The organism is Sphingobacterium sp. UBA1498, from assembly GCF_002325125.1.
GTDB lineage: Bacteria > Bacteroidota > Bacteroidia > Sphingobacteriales > Sphingobacteriaceae > Sphingobacterium.
In genome coordinates this window covers 105,503-121,817 of sequence record NZ_DCRG01000004.1, presented here as the reverse complement: position 1 = coordinate 121,817, position 16,315 = coordinate 105,503, and the positions used below count along the sequence as shown (strand labels likewise).

9 protein-coding genes are annotated in these 16,315 nt (G+C 44.6%); 3 read left to right on the top strand and 6 right to left on the bottom strand.

The window, feature by feature from the left end:
• Positions 1-107: 107 nt before the first annotated feature.
• Complete coding sequence (locus B3139_RS03425; RefSeq protein WP_293879775.1) at positions 108-1,172, bottom strand: glycoside hydrolase family 43 protein; 1,065 nt, start codon at positions 1,170-1,172, stop codon at positions 108-110.
• A 242-nt stretch (positions 1,173-1,414) separates the two neighbouring features.
• Between B3139_RS03425 and B3139_RS03420 the strand changes: the two genes are divergently transcribed.
• Positions 1,415-4,591, top strand: a complete 3,177-nt coding sequence (locus B3139_RS03420; RefSeq protein ID WP_293879773.1) for a ligand-binding sensor domain-containing protein — start codon at positions 1,415-1,417, stop codon at positions 4,589-4,591.
• Positions 4,592-4,593: 2 nt separating this feature from the next.
• Positions 4,594-5,358 (top strand): response regulator transcription factor, encoded by a 765-nt coding sequence (locus B3139_RS03415; RefSeq protein WP_209579360.1) that lies wholly within the window; start codon positions 4,594-4,596, stop codon positions 5,356-5,358.
• 89 nt (positions 5,359-5,447) lie between these two features.
• Here B3139_RS03415 and B3139_RS03410 read toward each other — a convergent pair whose 3' ends face one another.
• The 5 genes from B3139_RS03410 to B3139_RS03390 form a co-directional block, all read right to left on the bottom strand.
• On the bottom strand, positions 5,448-6,986 hold the full coding sequence (locus B3139_RS03410; RefSeq protein WP_293879770.1) for a family 43 glycosylhydrolase: 1,539 nt from the start codon (positions 6,984-6,986) through the stop codon (positions 5,448-5,450).
• Positions 6,987-7,056: 70 nt separating this feature from the next.
• Positions 7,057-8,058 (bottom strand): DUF4973 domain-containing protein, encoded by a 1,002-nt coding sequence (locus tag B3139_RS03405; protein WP_293879768.1) that lies wholly within the window; start codon positions 8,056-8,058, stop codon positions 7,057-7,059.
• A gap of 79 nt (positions 8,059-8,137) precedes the next feature.
• Positions 8,138-10,156: a RagB/SusD family nutrient uptake outer membrane protein gene (locus B3139_RS03400; RefSeq protein ID WP_293879766.1), complete on the bottom strand. Its 2,019-nt coding sequence runs from the start codon at positions 10,154-10,156 to the stop codon at positions 8,138-8,140.
• Between the two features lie 10 nt (positions 10,157-10,166).
• On the bottom strand, positions 10,167-13,235 hold the full coding sequence (locus tag B3139_RS03395) for a SusC/RagA family TonB-linked outer membrane protein (RefSeq protein WP_293879764.1): 3,069 nt from the start codon (positions 13,233-13,235) through the stop codon (positions 10,167-10,169).
• 88 nt (positions 13,236-13,323) lie between these two features.
• Entirely contained in the window at positions 13,324-14,718 is a 1,395-nt protein-coding gene (locus tag B3139_RS03390; RefSeq protein WP_293879762.1) for an IPT/TIG domain-containing protein, read from the bottom strand.
• Positions 14,719-15,074: 356 nt separating this feature from the next.
• On the opposite strand from B3139_RS03390, the gene B3139_RS03385 reads away from it, so the two are divergent.
• Entirely contained in the window at positions 15,075-16,169 is a 1,095-nt protein-coding gene (locus B3139_RS03385; protein ID WP_293879760.1) for a PAS domain-containing sensor histidine kinase, read from the top strand.
• Positions 16,170-16,315: the final 146 nt, after the last annotated feature.

Below are 16,315 nucleotides of genomic sequence, written 5' to 3'. Positions count from 1 at the left end.
TTTTGATCTAATAGGTGCATGGTTTTTAAATCCAGTTAATAAGAGATTTTGTCTTTATATAAGCGATGTATTTCTACTGTGTAGGAATACATCGCTTTTTTGTGTTATCACTTTTTTAATGTGGGTCCATGTACGATAAGCTTGCCATCAGCGGTAATTTCCATCGGGTCTATAAAAACCAGTCGTTGATGCCCCGTTGCTTCGGTGCGACCGTGATAGACACAATACCGCTGCTTGCCATCCCGCGAATAGGCTATGCTATTGTGACCAGTACCTGTTACCAGCCCATTTTTTTGTAAAATGGGATTGTTTGAGGCTTTTTTAAATGGGCCTAATGGACTTTTCGAAGTGGCATAACCGATTGCATAATTTTTGCCATCGAAATTATTCGCCGAATACATCATATAATACGTGTGGCCTTCTTTAAAGAGATAAGAGCCTTCTGTCCACCGCCGATTTACTTCTCTGCTGGTTACCGATCTGCTCTCCCAATCGTCCGAAACGCCCATTGTTAGTGGTGGACGCAACAGTAATTTAGGCTCGCCAATGATACCGGAAAAATCAGGTTTAATTTCTACGCCGTATACCCAGCTTTCTTCCACCTTATCATACCAGCCTTTCTTTTTTGCCCAGGTGGCCACCTCGCTTTCGACCGGATGTTTGTAGCAACATCTGGAATAATAGAGGTAAACCCGGCCATCTTCAAACCAAAGATTGGCATCGATAATGGGATAGCCTGGATCAAAAATTGGCCGATCGTACCAGTCGATAAATGGCCCCGTGGGTTTATCTGATACGGCAACACCGATCCTGAAATTCTCAAGTTCTCGCGTCGGATTATCTTTCCATTGGGCGCTATACAGCATATAGTAACGACCATTTCGCCGGTATACTTCAGGTGCCCAAAATGCATCTATTCCCCATCCGTTTTTATTGTCATGATGATAAACCTGCCCCTCAAAAGTCCAGTCTTGCAGGTTGGTGGATGAATAGGCTCCAAAGCCTTTGTCTACATCGCCGCCGGTGCCATACATATAATATTTCCCATCGGAATCCGTCAGGACGAAAGGATCACCGAAAGCGATTGGTAAAGGATTTTGTATTACGGTCTGTCCCTTTAACACAAAAGATAATAGTAGGATAAATAACAATAATGGAAGTGGTCTTTTCATCGTCATGTATAATTGGTGTTAAATTCTTCAAAAGAAGTCAAAATTTCATTCCTTTTTTGCTCAATCTTTTGTCGTTTTGTCTCAAAGTGAATAGACTTAGCTAACATTTTCTTGATTTAGACTGCGCTGTACCATTTTTTGTTTCACACGGCTATTGGCTGTCCGCAATATCATCACATGTGCTCTTGTCATTTTTTGGTACATTTGATTATATTTGAAAGAACCGATTGCCAACATAGATTATGTCTTATCCTACTTTTTTTGTTTGGCTGATCCTGCAGTTTAGTGTGGTTGTTTGTCATGCCCAATATTATTTCAAGCACTACCAGACGCAGGATGGACTTCCTCATCAGGCTGTTCGCTCCATCTTACAGGATGGCAAAGGCTTTATGTGGGTTGGCACGCGTGCTGGTCTGTGCAGATTTGACGGCTACAATTTTAAGCTTTGCGAAAATAAGGATGATCCTTTTAATAACATTGGCAACAATGTAATCAATACTTTGACCGAAGGGCAGCCAGGAATACTATGGATCGGTACAGGAAAGGGAATGTATCGGTACGATACCATTGGTGAGGTGATATCGCAGGTTGATCTGATTCCGCAGGTGTATATCGAACAGGTAATTGCCAATGGGGATGATATCTGGTTTATTGCCAATTCGTCGCTTTGGCGCTATAGCATAAAAAAGACCATGGTCAAAAATTATCAAATACAGACTACTGCCTTATTTTTGGATGGTGCCAAAAATCTGTGGACGGGTAATAAGCAGGGGGAACTCCGTATTTTCAACCCGCGTGGGGTGCTTGCGAAAACCATGAAAACGGTGAACTTTAACAGGCCTTCGAATATGAATACCATTAGTGCTATTTTCCCGCTTGATGATGGTGCCGTACTCGTTGGATATTTTGGAGCTGGGCTTAAGCGCTATGATTTGGATAAGCAAACAACGAATACCATTGTGCTTAGTGAAAAGGAGGATAGTGCTATTTTTGTGCGGGATATCTGTAAGGGAAATAATGGCGATTATTGGATCGCAACTGAATCTGGAGTGTATATCTATAATCCCAATATCAAAAAATGCCGGCATCTTGGCAAGCGTGCTGATGACCCGTATGCGATGACGGATAACGCGGTCTATAAAGTATGCAAAGATAAAAGCGGGGGGATGTGGCTGGGTACTTTTTTTGGTGGACTGAACTATTGCTCGCTTGAAAACGCACGTTTTCGGAAATACTACCCTATTGTGGGACAGAATTCGATATCAGGATATGCCGTCCGTGAGCTAGTTCCTGATCGGGATGGTCACCTCTGGATTGGCACGGAAGATGCCGGTCTCAATAGGTTTGATCCGCAGAGGCAATTTTTTAGGCACTATCCAACAACAGGTGAAAATGCGCTTTCCTATCCGAATATCCACGGTCTGCTCGCTGTGGGAAATGATCTTCTTGTGGGACCCTTTCATCGGGGATTGGAGATTATGGATATTCGGACAGGGCTAATCCGTCAGCAGCATCGTGCTATCGGTCTACCCGCCGAATCTGGCAACGATTTTGTGTTGAGCATCTTTCAGACAAGTGACAGCACGGTATTAGTGGGTACTGCTTATGATGAGAACGCCGGCCTGTTCAGCTACGACCTCAAAAGAAAGACTTTTGATCGCATCAATCATATCCCTGGTCGTCCTTATGTGCTAAGCATCCGGGAGGATAGAAATGGGTTTATTTGGGTGGGCACCATGTCGAACGGTGTTTATTACTATCATCCCAAGTCGGGTGTACAGGGGAATATTCGATTTGGGAGCAGCACTAAAATAGGTCAGATTCCCGAATTTCCGGTATATGGTATCCATGAAGATAGCATGGGGGCGATCTGGTTTGCCACGGAAGGTGGTGGGCTGATCCGCTTAAGTCGAGACCGAACGTCAACTAAAAGATACGACACTGCTGCGGGCTTTCCGACCAATGTGTATTTTAGTATACTGGAAGATGATTTTCAAAACCTTTGGATAAGTTCGTTGAAGGGGATTTTGTGCCTGGATATTAAAACGGGGGCCTTTAAAAACTATCAGCAAGCCAACGGATTGATCACTGATCAGTTTAATTTTTGTTCGGCTTACAAAGACAGGTCTGGTATCTTGTATTTTGGGTCAGTGAAAGGGCTGATCGCCTTTGATCCCAAAGATTTTTTAAACACTGGACCTCGCCCGGCTTTATTTATTACTGGCCTGGAGATAGACAATAAAGCTATCCATCCTGGTGTGGAAAACAGTCCAATCAAGCGTTCGGTAGTATACCTCGACAGTATCTGTTTAGCTTACAACCAAAATAACTTCAGTATTGAATTTGCTGCGCTCAATTATGCTTCTCCGGCCGTTACCAGATATGAATATATATTGGAGGGGTTAGCTCAAAAACGCACAATTCTTGCTAGCAATAGAAAGGCTTATTTTACGGATATACAACCGGGTAAATATATTTTCACGGTGCGGGCGAAAAGTAATACGGGCAGCTGGAGGAGTATTGAACGTAGGCTTGTGATTATTATAACGCCGCCATTTTGGAAAACTTTTGCCGCATACAGCTTCTATACTTTGCTGGTGATCGTGCTTTTGGTTTTGATTGCTTTTTATTACCATCGATGGGCCATTCGAAAAAATGTGGCTAAACTTATGCGGTTTGAACATGAAAAGGAACGTGAAATCTATGCGGCTAAAATTGAGTTTTTTACGCATATCACGCATGAAATACAAACGCCGTTGACGTTGATCCTTGGTCGTGTGCAGGGCATGCTACGAAAAGTTACGGATAGCGACACTATCCGTAAAAACTTGTTACAGGTTGAAAAAAATACATTGAGACTGACCGAACTGACAGCGGAATTGTTGGATTTTAGAAAAACAGAATTGCATCAATTTGGGCTCAATTTTGTGAAAACAAATATTGTTGATTTGTTAAAAGAAGTGATGTCTTCTTTTGAACAGATCGCCGAACAGAATAATATCCGTTTGAACAGTGCTTATCCGGAGGATGATGTCATCGCTTTTGTCGACCGTGAAGCTACGGTAAAAATATTGAACAATCTACTCTCTAATGCTATAAAATATGGTCTCACCTACGTGAATGTGCGGCTGGCAGATCCAGATATCGAAAAAAACAGTTTTAACATTACGGTAGAAAATGATAGTGAACCTATTCCTGATAAATATGCAAAAAAGATCTTTGAGCCGTTTTTTAGGATAGAAAATAGTCTTGGGTTTGGAACCGGGATTGGTCTTTCGCTGGCCAAGTCGCTCAGCGAGCTGCACAAGGGTACGCTCCAGCTTATAGAACATGGTGGTAGCCTTGTTGTATTTGAATTGGTGCTGCCGCTACGGCAGGAAAGGGAGTTTGAACTTAGCAGTTGGAAAAAAATCAGATAATTATGAGACAGCACATATTGATTATTGACGACAATTTAGAAATTCTGGAATTCTTGTCTGAAGAATTGAATGAAAATTATTGTACACACACCGCTGACAACGGTGAAAGTGCAAAACTTATCTTAGATAGCGAAATGATTGATCTGGTTATCTCGGATATTATGATGCCGGGAATCGACGGTTTCGAACTCTGTAAATTCATAAAATCGAATCTGAACTATTGCCATATACCGGTACTATTGCTGACTTCAAAAAATAGTTATACGGCGCATATTGAGGGGCTTGAAGTGGGTGCCGATGCGTATGTTCAGAAGCCTTTTCCTTTGGAGCTTTTATTGGTGCAGGTGGACAATCTGCTAAGAAATAGGGTTAATGTAAAAACTCATTTTGCTCATGCGCCGTTTGAAGATGTCCGTTTGTTGGCGCCTTCGAAGCTGGACGCTGAGTTTTTGCACAAGCTGGATGCTTATATCAAAAAAAACTTTAGGTATCCGGAACTTGGTATTGATGAACTTGCTGAACATATGTTGATGAGCCGGCCTACATTTTACCGAAAAATAAAGCAGCTTTCTGCGCTTTCGCCCAAGGAACTTGTCGATAAAACGCGTTTAAAGAAAGCGACTGAACTCATGGCACAAAATGAATTTAGTTTACAGCAGATAGCAACCCTAGTAGGGTATAGTTCACAGAGTATCTTTAATAAGAACTTCCAAAAATATTATAAGGTATCTCCGTCGGCTTACCTGAAGTCAATGCCGAGATCCTAATTCTACATAACGATAGGGGATCAAAAAGGGGCAATCCAATAATTTTTGGACTGCCCCTATAATTTTCAGTAATCATCGTTTAGTGTATGCTAATCACTATTGCGGAATATGCCTACTTCCGCCAGGCCGGGCTGCTGTTGATTGTCGTACCCTGACTTAGGTATGAGTTTAAAATAGCGAAATTGCTTGGTCTGCGCCAGGTCGATAAACTGCCGCAGGAGATTGACATCGCTCAAGGTAAAGGTGCCCAGGTTTTCCCAGTTTTGATTGTCATTGCCGACATGGATTTCCAATTCTTTGATCTTTCTGTCGCCATCTTTTTGATGGATTACAAAACCATCTATGGGTTGAGCCTTTCCGATGTCGATGGTGAGGTAATGGTCGGGGTACTTTGTTGGATTGACTGAATAGCGGGTTATCCATATGGAGTTGATATTGTCATCGATCACTGCGGCAGCCACCCGGTTGTTATTGGGTTCTTCGGAACTGAAGCCAGCGACAGTCCATCCTTTCTTGGTATATATTTTCCGCCATTTTTCTCCTGCTGGACGCTTTTGTTTGAGTGCAGGATTGGCCGGTAGACCGAAGTTTGGCGAGCCATCTGTATGCCAGGAAAATCGCTGGATGTAGGGTCTGCGTGTGGCATTGCCGTCATTGGCTACATTACGTGCATGATAAATCATCCAGTCTTCTTTTCCATCAGGAGATTTAAAAAAACCGTTGTGGCCGGGACCATAAATGCTACTTTCGGGTCTCATGGAAAATACGGGATGGTTGCGTTTTGTCCAATCTGCTGCCTGTAGTGGGTCTCCGTCATCTTTTAGCTCAAGTAGGCCTAGGCAATAGCCGTCGGACCAGTAACCGCTGCCCGAATAAACGATATAGACTTTGCCCTGTGGATTGATCAACACCTGGGGGCCTTCGTTGATTGGATTTCCGTTTTTCTCCCATGCGTAGGTGGGCGTGGCAATCATGACCTTTGGTCCTGAGATTGTCCAGGGGTTGCTCATGGGAGCTATATAAATGTTTTGGGGCGGTGCGCCGGCATTTCCGCCCGACCAGATCATATACATCTTTCCGTCATGCCGCAAAATGGTTCCGTCAATGGCCCATTCGCTTGTGCTATCGGAAATCTTACCTTTCATTTCCCAGTTGCCCTGAACGGGGGTGGGAGAAGAATTTTCGAGCACATACATTCTGTGGTTGGCATTGCTGCCATTATCTGCTGCAAAATAGAAGTACCATTTACCATCGATTTCATGCAATTCGGGTGCCCATAAATTTTTTGAATAGGGCTGATCTGCAGGGGGGGTATAGACTTCATATCGACGTGCGGAAGCGAGTTCGGACATGCTTTTGGTTTCGAGGATAACGAGCTTACTTCCCTGGGTATAGGTATAATAGTAAGTACCGTCTTTTTGGATTACCCAGGGGTCGGGACCTCCGGGCATGAGTGGATTGGAGAAAGTACTATCTAACACTACTGTATCGTCGGCAGCAGAATCTACAGGTTGCGTATTGCTTTTGGGGATGGGCTCGAAATCGTTTTTAGGATTGTTTTTTTGGCAGGCAGATACCCATAACATGCTGCTCATCATAAAATAAAAGGTTACTGTCATTCTTTTCATGGATGTGTTTGTTTAAAGATTTTCAATTGAATTGCATCGCTTGATTGATCAGCATTTACCCGGACGTATGCTACCACTGTATGGCCTGGTCTTCATCGGGAATAAGCGTGTTGCGTGATCGTTCCATCGTCATGCTTCCTTCTGCGCGGTAGCGTACGGGCACACCGGGCATGGTGGTGATATCGTCATATTTGTATTTTAGGTTGACGGTGCAGTACTGTTTGACCAAATATTTTTTGGTGGCATCTGCGATTTCCCTTAATTGGTACGTGGGCTGCCCGAGCATTTCAAAGTTGATGGATTTGTCGGCGGCATACACATGAAGAGTACCCGATTTGATACCGTTAACATCTTCCGAGGGTTCCATAAACTCCATGATAATCTTGTAACGGCCCCGATCTTCTGATTTCTCTTCCAGCACTCCGGCGTAGAAAAACACTGCTTTTTCGTCTACCACCCATGATGTTCTGACGCTGGATACAAGTGGATTTTTAGTTTGCCCGTCGGCATAGACATTCATGGATGTAGCTGAATAGTTGCCCGAATAATTATTAAATGGCTTGACATAGAGCAATGCTTTGCGCCATCCTTTGCGCTTATTGGTCACATAGGAGGGGTCTTCCTGAATGGACAGTGGAAGTACATAGCGTTCGACCAGATCAAGGTTTTCAAACTTAAATTTGATCGGATAATTTTCGGTATGTGCTCCTTTGGGGATCAGGCAGCTCTCCTTGGGCAGTGCAAAAAACTGTTCGGGAAGCTGTTTAAAATATAAGTCTTTGCGGTACTGATATTTTTCCTGGTTAAAAGTGGCTAGTGTATCGCTATCAACAGCCACCTTGACATAGCGGTCTTTGTCGTTCTCGCGGGAGCCGCTCAGTATGATAGGCAATTTGTAGGTGACTTCGCCGGTCTTGTTGTAGCGCAGATACACTTCAGATACACCTTCATTTCCAATTGGGGCTTTAAAAGACACCATCTGTGTATACAGTTCTTCCTCCCATTCATCGTTGCACCCCGTTTGGAACAAGGCCAAGACTAGGGTTAAAATATAGATATAAGGATTTTTCATGTGTTTTTTTTTAAATGCTTAAATAAGTATGCAATGTCGATTGCGGTATTTTCTATCTAATTCTTTTTGGCTGGTTTAATTAATCGAAAGAAGGCCATCCCGGTGCCTGCGTCATGCGTCTGTTTTTGCGGAGCTCATCCCAGTCGACGGGCCAGAAGTACATTTTTTTAGAAAATATAGTCTGGAGTTGTGGTACGCGCACAGGGGTATAGAATAGGTCGGCATTGTCTTTGGTCATATACACATTGTAGCCGTAGATCTGTTGTGCTTCATCTATTGGAGCATCTTTCCATCGGCGTAAGTCGTAGTAGCGCTGATTTTCGCCCAGCAATTCGATCTGCCGCTCACCTTTGATTTGGCGGCGTAACGCTGCCTGATCGGTATATATGGCGTTGTCATAATTGGGCACTCCCGCGCGGATACGAACCATACCTATACTGTTTTTCATCTGATCAATATTTCGAGTGATCTGATGCGTAGTTTTGCCGTCCCAGCTGGCAATCATATGGGATCCATTGATCTCATTGAGCGCTTCAGCATACATGAGCAGCAGGTCGGCATACCGTATGGCGATTTCCACTTTGGGGTATATCTTGCCGCCATTGCCTGTGGCATTATCTTTTGGGTTGACAAATTTCATCATGCCTATCCCCGTAGGTAGCCAGCGGTCACCATTGATCATGCCCTCATTTTCACCCCGATAATAGAAGATCTGTTTGTTCGTGACATTGGATAAGTTGGAGGTGGCGCTAGACATGGTCCACAGCGTGCCACTATAGGCCACTGAAGCATAAAATCGTGGTTCTCGATGGGCAAAGTCTTTCCAGACATTTTCCAGGAGTGGCTTGAATTGATCAAGTTCAGCCTTTTGCACAAACATATTTGCTCCGTATTTCTGCCGGATTTGCTGTCTATTAAATGTGGTTCCGTCATTCATGGCGTACGCATCACATTGTTTTAAGGTAATGCCATGGCAGTTGTATCCGCCGCCCACCTGGGGCATCTGGTGCCTTGTCAGCGCGATAATACCATGGTTTTCATCGGTTTGATTTTCCCCTCTAGTAAAGATCATCTCTGGATTTTCGGACGCATATAGATCACCGTTAAATACGGCGCGATAGGATTCGAAGGGATCAATATTGGCCCACCCTTCCGGAAAGTTCTTGTCGGAGTATTCTGGATGATGTGGGGGTGTGATGGTGGCTGGATAGTCGGTAGTACCTTTGGCTTTAAAATCGGCTGTATAGAGCTTGTAAGCATTTAAATCGATCACATCTTTGGCCGCCGCTGCTGCGCGTGCCCATTTATCTTCGTTGTATTGTGCCGAAATCAGCGCACGGCCTTTATCGTCGGTAAAGTCGCTCATTTCTGCGTTACCATTGGCCAGGGGGCTTGCCGCAAATAATAATGCTTTGGCGCGTGTGGCCAATGCTGCTCCACGCGTAGGACGGGCGATATTGCGATTGTCGCGTTTTAGGGGTAGATCTTGCGCTGCCAGGGCCATTTCTTCGGCAATAAAGGTGGCTACTTCATCGTAGGTGTTGCGCGGGTAGGCTAGTTTGTCGTAGCTTTCGTCGTAGTCTACGCCTTTGTCTGGCATAATTGGTACTGGACCATACTTGCGTAGGAGTAGCCAGTACAGGTAGGCACGGATAAAGCGTGCCTGCGCCTTGTAATCTGTTACCTGTTTTGGTGTGAAAGCTCCGCCTTCAGCCATGCTGTGTATCATGACTGAGGCTTGACGGATTCCGCCATAGGACTGTGCCCACGATTGACGCTGCCAGGTATAATCGTACTCTCCAAATTTAAATCGCCGGTACTCATCGCCGTTGCCCCCGGCGGATTCATTGTAGAACATATCGTCCGAGTAGTTGGAGATGGTATAATTTCGATGGCCCATTTCGAGGTTGTAGTCCAATAGTTTGTTGTAACAGTTTCCGAGCCATTGCTCGGTATAATCCTTGCTTTTAAAAATGCGATCTTCGCTCTGTCGGTCATCAAAAAAATGCTCAACATCCAGGTATTTGGAGCAGGAGCTGATGGATAGACATAAACTGACGCTGAGCAGCAAGGGTGCGAGTAGTGTTATTTTCTTCATGTTTCTATCGTTAGAGGTTGATGGTAAGTCCGAGGGTGATTGTTTTGGCCAGTGGATAGGCTTGACCATTGGAACTGTTCATTTCGGGGTCCCACAATTTAAATTTGGAGAAGGTCAGCAAGTTGGTGCCCATGGCATAGAGCCGTGCCGATTTGACGCCTATTCTTTTTGTGAATCCGTTGGGTATGGCATATCCTATATCGAGGGTTTTGAGCCGTAGGTACGAACTCTCGCGGAGCCAATAGGTTGAAGCGCGGTAGTTATTGGCGCTACCGCCGTAACTGAGTCTGGGGTATTGGGCATTTACATCTTCGTTGACGCCAAGTATCCAGCGGTTGGATTCGACAACATCGGTCAGAATATTTCCCCAGTCGCCCTGGCTGAATGGGTATACTGTATACCCGTTAATAAAGAAGGAGGATTTTCCGGCACCCTGGAAATGTACGCTGGCATCAAATGATTTGTAGTTTGCTGATAAGCCAAAGCCATAGACGAGGTTAGGGTAACGCGTAGCGCCGATGGGTACGATATCGGTGTCGTCGATTTTCCCATCGCCATTAATATCCTTGTATTTGATATCTCCGGGGGCAGTACGGCCAAAGTTTTGGGTAGCACTGTTTCGGATATCTTCATAGTCTTTAAAAAGTCCTAAGGCGATGAGCCCTTTGTTCTGATTGACCCGAAAGCCGGAAAGGGTGGTGTATGGATAGTTGCTGAACTGATCGTCGGCTTCGAGGATGGTGTTTTTACTGTAGGTCAGGGTGCCACGCGCCGTTAGACTGAGCTGATTGATCTTTTGGGTAAACCGCATCTGGCCATCAAAGCCTTCGGATCGTGTAGAACCGACGTTGGCCCTGGGATCTTGTCCTTGTAGGCCGACCACAAAAGGGATATATTTACGTTCCATGTATATTCCATCACGTTGTTCATGAAAGTAGTCGAGCTGTCCACCGAATTTGTCATTGAAAAAAGAAAAATCGAGTCCGAGGTCGTGTTTGGTGGCAATTTCCCAGGTAATGGAATTGGAGGCTATACGGGAATAGGTGAGTCCAGGGTAAAGGTTTTTGCTTTCGATATCGCCCCAATTGTAGCCGAGATTTTCATCGGTGCTAAAAGAAGCTAGATAGGGGAAGCGTACGGGCATGGCGTCGTTGCCGACCTTACCAAAAGAGTACCTGATCTTGAGCATATTCATCCAGCTAAGCCGCTCTTTGATGAATTTTTCTTCTGCTATATTCCATGCTCCGGAGACGGCTGGAAAGAGGTCAAACTGATGGCCTTTGGCAAAATTCTCTGATCCGTTGTAACCGAAATTGAAGTCGAAGAAGTAGCGCGACTGATAGCCATATGTAAACCGACCTGCGAGCCGCTGATTTCGGCGTTCTATGCCCTGCATAATATCCTCGCCATAATTGGAGGTGTTGACGCGTTTTTCTTGTGTATACTGTACTACTCCGCCGAGGGTATGATCTTTGAGTTGTTTGTTATAGTGTAATTCACCTTGCATGGTCTCAAAGCGGTCGCCGGTGGCATTGGAGCGCTGTGTGAGAAGCTGCTCGGTAATTGTTCTTTTGAGTACAAGCTCGCCGTCGGAGTTGCGCAGCCGTTCGGCCATCCAGCCTTCTGGCCATTTCATTCTGCGGATATTATTGTTGTTGTTGATGTCGTAACCAAAGCGTCCTACAAAACGTAACCCCTTGGTCAGCACATCGAGGTTTTGCTCTAGTGTAACGTTGGTCTGCAGTTTGTTTTCCCAATTTTCGATATATCCCTGCTGTGTGATCAATACCCAGGGGTTCTGCTTTTCTGCCCCACCTCTGGATGCAACACGTCCATCGCTGTATTTAATGGGAATAGAAATGGGATTCTGCCCCATGAGCGAGGCCCAGATTTCATCATATGTGCCGCCGGGAAGGTTTTGTTTGCCCAGCGACCCGCTGATACCCACGCGTAGCAAAGTGGATTTGGTGAGGTTCATATCGATATTGGCGCGGTAATTCCATCTTTTATAATTGGCGTTGGTATTATAATTTTTGAGGTTTTCGTCGGTTTCGTACATTCCGCCTTCGTTGATGTAACTTCCGGAAACAAAGTATCTTGCCAGTGAGCCGCCACCGTCGAAATTGAGCGAGCTACGTTGTGTAAAGGCACCGTCCTTTAAAAACATGTCCATCCAATTGATGTCGGGGTATAGATCAGGATCGAGTCGATTTTTTATGAGGAAGAGTTCCTCGTTGTTGTAAAATGGCTCTTCGTTGCGGGTGATACGTGATTCATTCATGAGGCTTGCATAGGTATGCCCATCGACATAACTCGGTGTAAATGTTCGTGTATTGTAGGAGGCCTCGTGTTTGCCGTTGATGCTCACGCGATCCGTTTTTCCTTTTTTTGTGGTGATCAAAACAACACCATTGGCTCCCCTAGAACCATATATCGCGGTTGTGGAGGCGTCTTTGAGGATCGAAAATGATTCGATATCCTCAATACTGATTTCGTTTAGGCTACGCTCGAATCCGTCGACAAGGATTAAAGCGGAGGTACCGGCGCCAAATGTGGAGATACCTCTTATCCAGAATTCGGACATGTTGCTTCCGGGCTGGCCGCTAGACTGCATCGCCATCACACCTGCTACATTTCCTGCCAGTGCATTGGTGATACTCGAGGTTGGTGTCTTTAGCTGGGAGAGATCAACAGTAGTGACGGCACCGGTAACTGTGGCTTTCTTTTGTGGTCCGAGCGCGGTGACGATGACCTCGTCCATGGCTCTATGGTCCGCTTCTTTTAGTATAATATCTATTTTGAGGTCATCTTTGATTAATATTTCCTGTTTTTCGTAACCGAGCATGGCAAAGACCAGCCATTGGTATTTGGATGCTTTGATGGTATAGTTTCCTTTGTTGTCGGTGGCTGTTCCGAGTCCGGGTTGGTCTTTTATGGTTACCGTGACGCCGCTAAGCGGTTCCTTCGCCTTGTTGCTGACAGCTCCGGTGATGGCGACCGGAATGCGCGAGCCATTTTGCGCATGGTTGAGCTTAACGGCGATCAGAGCCAGTAGGAGCAGTAGAATTCTTTTTTTCATTGGTTTATTATTGGTCAATACGCCTTTCGGACGCTATCTTTAGATTATAGCGTACGGAATGGATCTGTTTGTATGCTTTTAAATTTTTTTATTCGATCGATATGGTGCGGATACGTTTATTATTGCGCTCGGCAATGTAAAATATCTTACGTTCTTCGTCGTAGGCGATTCCGGTGGGATCGGCAAACCGGGCTTCCTTGCGCGGGTCGCCATCAATATAGCCGCTTTTACTACCATCGGGGGTGGGGCTACCCTTGCCTGCGAAAGTGCTGACCACACCTGTGGGGGCTAACGTGCGGATACTTTGATTGTACTGGTCGCAGAAGTAAAAATCATATTCATCGGCCTGTCCTGCATAGTCGGGATTCTTGACAAATACACCTTGATAAGCACGCTCGATCCTGGCGGAGGTGCCGATGGCATCGACATCGCCTTTGGCTGTAGGACTACCGGCAAAGATAATGGGCGGTTGTAATTCTCTGGTCGTCCAGTCGTACACGCTTTTATAGATACAACCGTAGGAAACGATGTATGCGTAGTTACCTGTTGGATGAAAAAAGATCAGGGAGCTGTTATTGGTATTTCCGCCGATTTTAAAGAGTTCCTTGGGTCCGAGTTCGTTGAGGAAAGGGTCAAATACAGCCTTTTTGATGGCTATACCGGCATATCCATTGTAGAACATGTTATTGTGAATGGGGTGTGGGGCGCAGGAATAGGCGGCAGGATCATAGAGATATGGATGTACCCGGCGGTAGTTTTCGGAGCGGAGGGAATAGGCAATGGCGACCTTGGTTCTGGCCGTCAGATTCTGGTTGTCGTCGGTGAGGAATAGGGTATCTGTATTTGCACTCAATGTGGTGGTCTGCATTTTCGTGAAGCCGGCCTGTCCATTGGTAATCAGTGTGGAAACTGTTTTTGTTTGCAAATCTACGCGGCGGACGGCTCTGTCCAGTTCGGTTACGAAGAGTGCATTGCTTTCGGGCTCGTAGGTGATATAGGCTGGATAGGCAAATCTAGCCTCATCAAAATTACCATCTATAATGGATGAATTACCGTTTTCATCCACATTGCCGACAAGGGTGCCGACAGCGGTACTTTTAGCATACTGGAATTCCTCGGGGAAAATGTGTTCAACTGCTTCTCCTGCGCTGCGGGTAATAACCACTTTTACTTTTCCGGAGCTGGTGTACCGCGGGATCATGCAATAAATCTGGCTGCCATTTGACCCAACAACTTTGAGTTCCTGCTCACCAATAAAGACCTTGATTTTGTTGACATCGCTGCCGAAATTACTTCCTTCAATATACAGCCTTGTGCGGACGGCTCCTTTTTTTGGGGCGAAATCGGTAAAAACGGCCTTGCCTGAGATGCCCTTGTCTGGATCTTCACTGGCACCTTCTTTTTCCTTGCAGGAATTAAAAAGGAGACCGAAAATCACAGCTAAGCTGAGGTACATGAAATGCTTTTTATACTTTTTCATCATTCATTCGGTTAAATTCTGCCGATTTTCAAACTACGTGAAGTATGTGTTTGATTTTCTCTAGATTCGCGTTTGTGGACAGCGAGAATTAAGAGTAATCGTGAATTTGGTTTATAAATTGGTTTATCTAATACTGCTAATTTCGGCGAATGCGCAATATCAATCCATTCAATCTTTTGTTGATTTGTCTCAGGCCGCGCGCGCCGCTAATTTGTTAGGATACTGGTATATGCGTTTTTTGCAGCTATTTTTTAATTTTTCTTTGTGTACAGGAGTGCAATAATGGCATTATTTCTGTTGCGTAAATTTGTTTAGAATTCCCATATATTTATTGATACACGAACATTAAATTTTTGTTTATGCCTTTTGATGAGCACCTTTTGCTTTCGGTACTGGAGCAGTCTCCGCTAGCTACGGCTATCTATGATAGTGCGGACTTGAATATTGCCTTTGCCAATCAGGCGATGTTGAATACCTGGCATGCAGACAGCTCGATTATAGGACGTACTTTAAGCGCTTGCTTTCCCAGTTTTGAAAAAGAAGGATTTTCATCTATTTTAAAAAATGTATGGAAAACCGGAATTAGCTATCGGGCCAAGGACACACCTGCCGATATCGTATCCGGGAAAAATATTATCAGACGATACTTTGATTTCGAGTATAAAGCGTTGCTGGATGAGAAGGGAAATACCTATGCTATTTTACATTCGTCGTGGGATGTTACCGAAAGAAAGCTTGCCTATGAGAAAGCCGAAAGCCAGAAGGAGCAAATCTCTTTCAATAGAAAATTGGATCTCCTGTCCAATACGCTTTCCCATGATTTAAAAAATCCCTTGTCTATTTTGAAGATGGGAAACGATATGTTGCGTCAAAAGGATATCACTTTACCGGAACATGTTCAGCAAAAGTGGTATGAAAATATGCGCGGTGCGATAGAGAATATTCAGTCTATCATTAACCAAACGCTGCAGATCAATAAAATACGTGCTGTCAATCCCGTTAAGGAATGTATCGAGATGGATAAGAAACTTGTTGAATGGGTTGCTGAAGCGAAGCTTATTTATCCGGCTTCGCAGCTGGCATTTAGGTTGGGGAATCTCCTCCAGCTGGAAGCAGACTGTAGTGTGGTATATCAGATCTTTTTTAATTTGATCATTAATGCTGTAAAATACGCCAAGCAGACAGAGCAGGATTATCTTGCTATCTATAGTGAAAATACGAGCAAAGGGACTGTCTATTATTTGGAAGATAATGGGATCGGTATTCCGGAAGAAGATTTGGAGCTTGTATTTAAAGCGCATGAGCGTGCGAGCAACACTGTTGAAGCGCAGGGATCGGGAATAGGACTTTCATTGGTAAAGGAGTTGATGGAACGTTTGGACGGTACTGTTAATCTTTCCAGTAAGCTAGGTAAGGGAACGGTTATTCGCTTGTTTTTTCCGCATCATTCATAGGAACTATGGTATACACAGGAACAACTATTTGATATAGTTTTTCGCGTTCATTCTTTAAAATAAAAACAGAGCTACCCATTTTTGGTAGCTCTGTTTTTGTAGTTTTTAATAGCTAAAAAAATTTAAATGCAAGTATATTTGGCAAC

Bases quoted from the DNA above. Each gene is read 5' to 3' on its own strand.
- B3139_RS03395 (WP_293879764.1), bottom strand. From the start codon at position 13,235: ATGAAAAAAAGAATTCTACTGCTCCTACTGGCTCTGATCGCCGTTAAG.
- B3139_RS03420 (WP_293879773.1), top strand. From the start codon at position 1,415: ATGTCTTATCCTACTTTTTTTGTTTGGCTGATCCTGCAGTTTAGTGTG.
- B3139_RS03385 (WP_293879760.1), top strand. From the start codon at position 15,075: ATGCCTTTTGATGAGCACCTTTTGCTTTCGGTACTGGAGCAGTCTCCG.
- B3139_RS03390 (WP_293879762.1), bottom strand. From the start codon at position 14,718: ATGATGAAAAAGTATAAAAAGCATTTCATGTACCTCAGCTTAGCTGTG.
- B3139_RS03400 (WP_293879766.1), bottom strand. From the start codon at position 10,156: ATGAAGAAAATAACACTACTCGCACCCTTGCTGCTCAGCGTCAGTTTA.
- B3139_RS03425 (WP_293879775.1), bottom strand. From the start codon at position 1,172: ATGAAAAGACCACTTCCATTATTGTTATTTATCCTACTATTATCTTTT.
- B3139_RS03405 (WP_293879768.1), bottom strand. From the start codon at position 8,058: ATGAAAAATCCTTATATCTATATTTTAACCCTAGTCTTGGCCTTGTTC.
- B3139_RS03410 (WP_293879770.1), bottom strand. From the start codon at position 6,986: ATGAAAAGAATGACAGTAACCTTTTATTTTATGATGAGCAGCATGTTA.
- B3139_RS03415 (WP_209579360.1), top strand. From the start codon at position 4,594: ATGAGACAGCACATATTGATTATTGACGACAATTTAGAAATTCTGGAA.